Here is a 4,504-nt window from a genome sequence, read left to right as displayed (position 1 = left end):
AAGGTGCCCACCGTGACCACCCCCGGCCGGGCCGCGTGCAGGTAGAGGGTGGGCGGCAGAATGATGGCGCTCATCACGTTTTCCTGCACGGCGGCCAGTACGCCAGCTTCGGGCTCGAGCACCATCAGGAGGTAGTCGGGAAAATCGGCCCGGAAGCCCCGGACCTGCACCCCGAGGTTGAGTGTGCGGGCCACCTTCAAACCCTGGGCAGTGACGGCAGCCTCGACCCGGGCCTGGGCATCGGCCAGGCCTACCCCCCGCAAGGTGGTTTCCAGTGACTGGGCCAGCGCAGACATACTCAGGATGAACACCGCAAACAACCACAGCTTGAACTTCATAGGGCCTCCTTCAGGGTCTTCTGATAGGCAGATTTAGTTCTGCCCAGCTCCGAAAACCCCCGTTGAGATTTTTGACTTCTTGGTAGCCCAGCGCCCGCAGATATGCAGCGGCCACTGCGCTCACATGGCCGGTGCCGCAGTAGACCAGGATCGGCCGGTCTTTCTCTTTGGGAAGCTCGCCCAGGCGGTCGGGGAGCTGGCTGATGTGAATCGGTACCGAGTCGGGAATGAACCCACGGGCCCGTTCTTCGTTGGTGCGGACGTCCAGGATGAAGGGTTCAAAGACCTCCACGTACTCCCTGGCCTCGGCAGCGTAGAGTAGATAGCTGGCAGGGTTTATCTTTTTGATGAAGCTGCCCAGCTCTATTAGCGAGCCCGGGGTCATCTCCTGGGCCAGCCCCAGGCCCATCAGTACTACCAACCCCAATCCCAAGCGGCGCATGACGACTCCTAGCGGGTGAAGCCCGGCATCTCGGTCAGACTATTTCTACCCCTGGTGGCCTCAGCCAGCATATAGACCGAGAGCGCGATGTAGGGCTCCGAGTAGAACTCTGGGGCGGCTATCCCGATGGAGACATAGCAAAAGGCGATGCGATCTTGCAGGGTGTAAAGCTTGTCGGCCTCGAAGCGGTAGGCCGGCCATTCGTTGGACAGGCCCTGGCGGGGGCTGCGCACCGGTGAAAGCCGAACCCTGCTACCTGCGTACGCATCGTGGCAGATCGAGCAGTTCATGTCGCGGTTGCCCGCACGGTGGAACCACAGCTCGCGCCCGAGGTTGTACATGGCAATCTCCTGGGAAGTGCGCGGCACCACCCGGAGGGGCATCTCGCTGGACTTGGAGGCCACAAAGGCGCTCAGGGCCTTGATATCTTCGCGTTTAATCTCGGCAAGCTTAAAGCCCTGTAGCCGCACCATGCAGCTAGCAATACGGGTCTCGAGGTCTTCGACCCGCCGGGTGTCGGCAAAATAGCGGGGCAGTTGAGCATGGGCACCCTCGAGCTTCCCCGGCCCCAGGCCAAAGTCGCAGGCCTCGAGGGAGGCATTCCGGGGGCCCCGCTTCTGAGCGAATAGCTCCTCGCCCTGAGCGGCATACAGCTCTCCGGGCAGAATCCCGGCGGTCTGTCGGAATAGTTCACGCTGTCGTTGGGCCTCCTTGAAAGGGTCTACCTCCTGCTGCTGGGTGAGTGCGATACCCAGGCCAAAGGCCAGCGCCAGCAAAAATCCAGTTATCAGGCTTCGATCGGTTCGCATGGCATCACCTCCGGGCATTCACGGGCGAGGCAGGCTCGAGCAGAAAGGCCGTCACGTGAGCGCTCTCCTCGGGGGTAAGAATGCCGTGGACACCCGCGCGATACATCAGCGAGCATGGCATGGTGGCCCAGGCATTGTAGATTTTGTCGTAGGTGTACTTGACCACAGGCTCGCTGATGCCACGCTGACCGTACCCCACCAGCCCTGGCCCCAGAAGGCCTGCCCCGGCCTCCTTAGGGTCGCCGGTGTGGCAGGCATAGCAGTTGCCCTTGCGGGGGTCGGTGAAGAGGGCCTCGCCCTGTTTCCAGTCTCCCATCAGCTTGCCATTAGCAGGGTACTTAATCAGGGCGCGCTGGCGCTCCAGGAAGGCCCCAGCAAGCTCGGGGGGCAGCCGGTCGCGGTGGATCGAACAGAGGGCCTGGTCGGGGTCTTGCTTCATGGCCTCGGCGAACCGGCTTCCGCCGCTCTGGATGGCCTGGTTGACCCGTTGCTGGAAGGGGCCTTGCTGGGACAGGGTTAACCCAGCCAGAAGCACAGCCAGCAGCCAACCGAAATATCTTTTTTTCACCTATATTCCTCCTTTTTATCCAGGCAGCACATAGCGTTGATCCAGTACCCGCATGCTGGGGCGGGGGGGAATGCGCACGGTCTTGACCTGCTTCAGATACTCGGCAATTACCTCGTGGATGGGGCGGGGGGTGTATTTTTCCACCAGGGTGCCGCTGCGCTGCAACCGCCCGCCAAAAGAGGCCAGGGTGTATTCCCGGTGGGGGTCGAGGCGGCGGCCTCGGATAGCCACGTTGCGAATGCGTTGCCCGGTGGGGGCATTCACGGCCAGATCGTAGGAAAGCCCAAAAACCCGGCTCATGTCCCCGCCTTGCTGGTAGAACGGGTCGGGGTTAAAGGTGTTGGCGGCCACATCCTCCAGCACCGCTTGCAAGCGGTCTCCCTTGAGCTTGAAGACATAAACCTCGGGATAGGTGAAAGCGGTATAGGCCAGCAGTGCGTCCATGGTGATGGCCTGCCCTGGCAGGATGGCCGTACCCCAGCGGGTGCCGGTGCTAAAGGCCACCTCTACCTCGGGATAGGCGGCCTGGACTGCCCTGCCGGCCAGTTCGTCGAAGGTTGAGTAGGTCGAGTCGCGTTTGTACAGCAGGGTTTCGGTGGTGCCCAGTACCTGCTCGAGGTACTCGCGGTGTGGGGCATAGGCCTCGAGGACGAAGCGCTCGAGTTCGGCATCGGGTTTGATCAGGTGGGTTGCTACCGGCAGGGTTCTGGCCCGCAGATCGGCAATGCCGCCTTTCTTCAGCCGCAAGTCCACCCGTACCACGGCTTTGCCCGCCGAACCACCGGCTACCAGCCAGGTGTTGCCGATGCGGAGGGGGGTGGGGGTGAAGTCGTGGGTGTGGCCGGTGAGGATCAGATCAATCCCCTGGATACGCTGGGCCAGGGCCGAGTCCAGCGGCACCCCATTGTGTGAGAGCATCACTACCGCATCTACCCCCTTGCCTCGCAGCTCGTCCACCTGTTTTTGCAGCTCGTTTTCCCGCACCCCAAAGGAAAGCCCTTCGGAAAATTCTTCGGGATGCGAGACCTTCACATAGGGGAAGCTCGAGCCGATAATGCCGAGGGTGTAGCCCCCCAGTTGGTGGAGGGCATGGGTCGGGTAGATGGGGTCACCGAAGAGGTCGTCCACGATGTTGAAGCTGATGATCTGGGCTTTTAGCTCCTTGACCAGCTCCTCCACCCGTCTGCGCCCCAGGGTGTACTCCCAGTGGAAGACCATGTGGTCGAAGCCCACCCGGTTCATCCAGTCCACCATCACCTGCCCCTCGGTGCGCAGCGAGATGCCGGAGTTTGTCCAGGTATCGCCCCCATCCAGCACCAGGGTTCGCTCTGCTCCCGCCTGGGCCTTTTGCTGTTTGATGAGCGCACCAACGTAAGCCCCGCCTCCCATTGGCCCCAAACGTTGGGCCAGGGCCACAAAGTCTACCGAGGAAAAAGCGTAGGCTTCCAGGCTGCCCCGCTTGAGGTTGTAGTACCGCAGAAACGCCTCGCCTGCCAGGTAGCCGGGTCGGCCTTCCAGGGCCCTGGCTGCCAGGAGGTTGGTCGGCTCCATGAAGTAATGGGGCCGCAGTTGGGCGTGCATATCGGTGTTGAAGAGCAGGGTGACGTTGCCAAAAGGCGGCAGGTGGTAGAGCGCCTCGGGACGTTCCATAGCCTGGGCAAAGGCTTTCGGGGAGGCAATTCCCAGGGCCAGCACAAGTTGTATCAGTTCACGGCGGGTCATACCACCTCCATTCCCGGGCCCAGGTGCGCGCCAGGGGAGCGCACAGAGTTCGCGGGGCTAACGTCTGAGCGCCGGTTTGGTGTTGAAGTCCGAGGCCGGGTCGAGCAGATAGGCCACCACGTGGGCGATCTCCTCCGGCCCGAGCAGCCCCCCGTGTCCGAAGCGGTACATCACCGTGCAGGGGAAGTAGGCCCAGGGATTGTAAATCACCTCGTAGCTATACTTCTGAACCGCTTGGGAAGTGCCCCGCTGGCCGTACTTCTCCAGGCTTGGCCCCACGTTGCCGCCGATGTTGAGCGGGGAGCCCAGATGGCAGGAGAAGCAGTTGCCTCTGGCCAGGGTGTTGAAGATGGGTTCGCCCTGTTTCCAATCCCCCATCAACCTGCCATCGGCGGGGTATTTGATGTTTCTGCGCTGCTCCTCGATAAATGAGCCCAGCACCTCGGCGGGTAGCTTGTTGCGGTGTATGGAGCAAAGGGCCTGGTCGGAGGCTTGCCTGAGCAAGACGTTGGAGTAGTTCTGGCCCCCAGCCTGGATCAGCCGCTGGAGTTCCGGGGTGATGTAGGACGGGCCGGTTTGACCACTGGCCAGGCCAAGGAGTATAAGGAGCAACGCAGGTAGATAG

Annotated in this window: 5 protein-coding genes and 1 pseudogene; all 6 read right to left on the bottom strand. The window is 62.0% G+C overall.

What is annotated here, in order from left to right; genetic code table 11:
• Positions 1-338, bottom strand: a pseudogene (locus Q0288_RS12835) (translation initiation factor 2); the annotation flags it as partial.
• Between the two features lie 10 nt (positions 339-348).
• Positions 349-780 carry a rhodanese-like domain-containing protein gene (locus Q0288_RS12830; protein WP_299431036.1) on the bottom strand — a complete coding sequence of 144 codons (432 nt, stop codon included), beginning with the start codon at positions 778-780 and terminating at the stop codon, positions 349-351.
• Positions 781-788: 8 nt separating this feature from the next.
• Positions 789-1,589 carry a sulfur oxidation c-type cytochrome SoxA gene (soxA, locus tag Q0288_RS12825; protein ID WP_299431034.1) on the bottom strand — a complete coding sequence of 267 codons (801 nt, stop codon included), beginning with the start codon at positions 1,587-1,589 and terminating at the stop codon, positions 789-791.
• A 4-nt stretch (positions 1,590-1,593) separates the two neighbouring features.
• Positions 1,594-2,157: a sulfur oxidation c-type cytochrome SoxX gene (gene soxX / locus Q0288_RS12820; protein WP_299431032.1), complete on the bottom strand. Its 564-nt coding sequence runs from the start codon at positions 2,155-2,157 to the stop codon at positions 1,594-1,596.
• Positions 2,158-2,172: 15 nt separating this feature from the next.
• On the bottom strand, positions 2,173-3,879 hold the full coding sequence (gene soxB, locus Q0288_RS12815; RefSeq protein WP_299431030.1) for a thiosulfohydrolase SoxB: 1,707 nt from the start codon (positions 3,877-3,879) through the stop codon (positions 2,173-2,175).
• A gap of 57 nt (positions 3,880-3,936) precedes the next feature.
• A partial coding sequence (gene soxX, locus Q0288_RS12810; RefSeq protein ID WP_299431027.1) for a sulfur oxidation c-type cytochrome SoxX occupies positions 3,937-4,504 on the bottom strand: 568 nt, incomplete at its 5' end.

Origin of the sequence: uncultured Meiothermus sp. (genome assembly GCF_937863175.1) — a bacterium.
GTDB lineage: Bacteria > Deinococcota > Deinococci > Deinococcales > Thermaceae > Meiothermus.
Note: the sequence above shows the minus strand (reverse complement) of the source record. Positions and strands in the feature narration are given on the sequence as shown.

Bases quoted from the DNA above. Each gene is read 5' to 3' on its own strand.
- soxA (WP_299431034.1), bottom strand. From the start codon at position 1,589: ATGCGAACCGATCGAAGCCTGATAACTGGATTTTTGCTGGCGCTGGCC.
- soxB (WP_299431030.1), bottom strand. From the start codon at position 3,879: ATGACCCGCCGTGAACTGATACAACTTGTGCTGGCCCTGGGAATTGCC.
- Q0288_RS12830 (WP_299431036.1), bottom strand. From the start codon at position 780: ATGCGCCGCTTGGGATTGGGGTTGGTAGTACTGATGGGCCTGGGGCTG.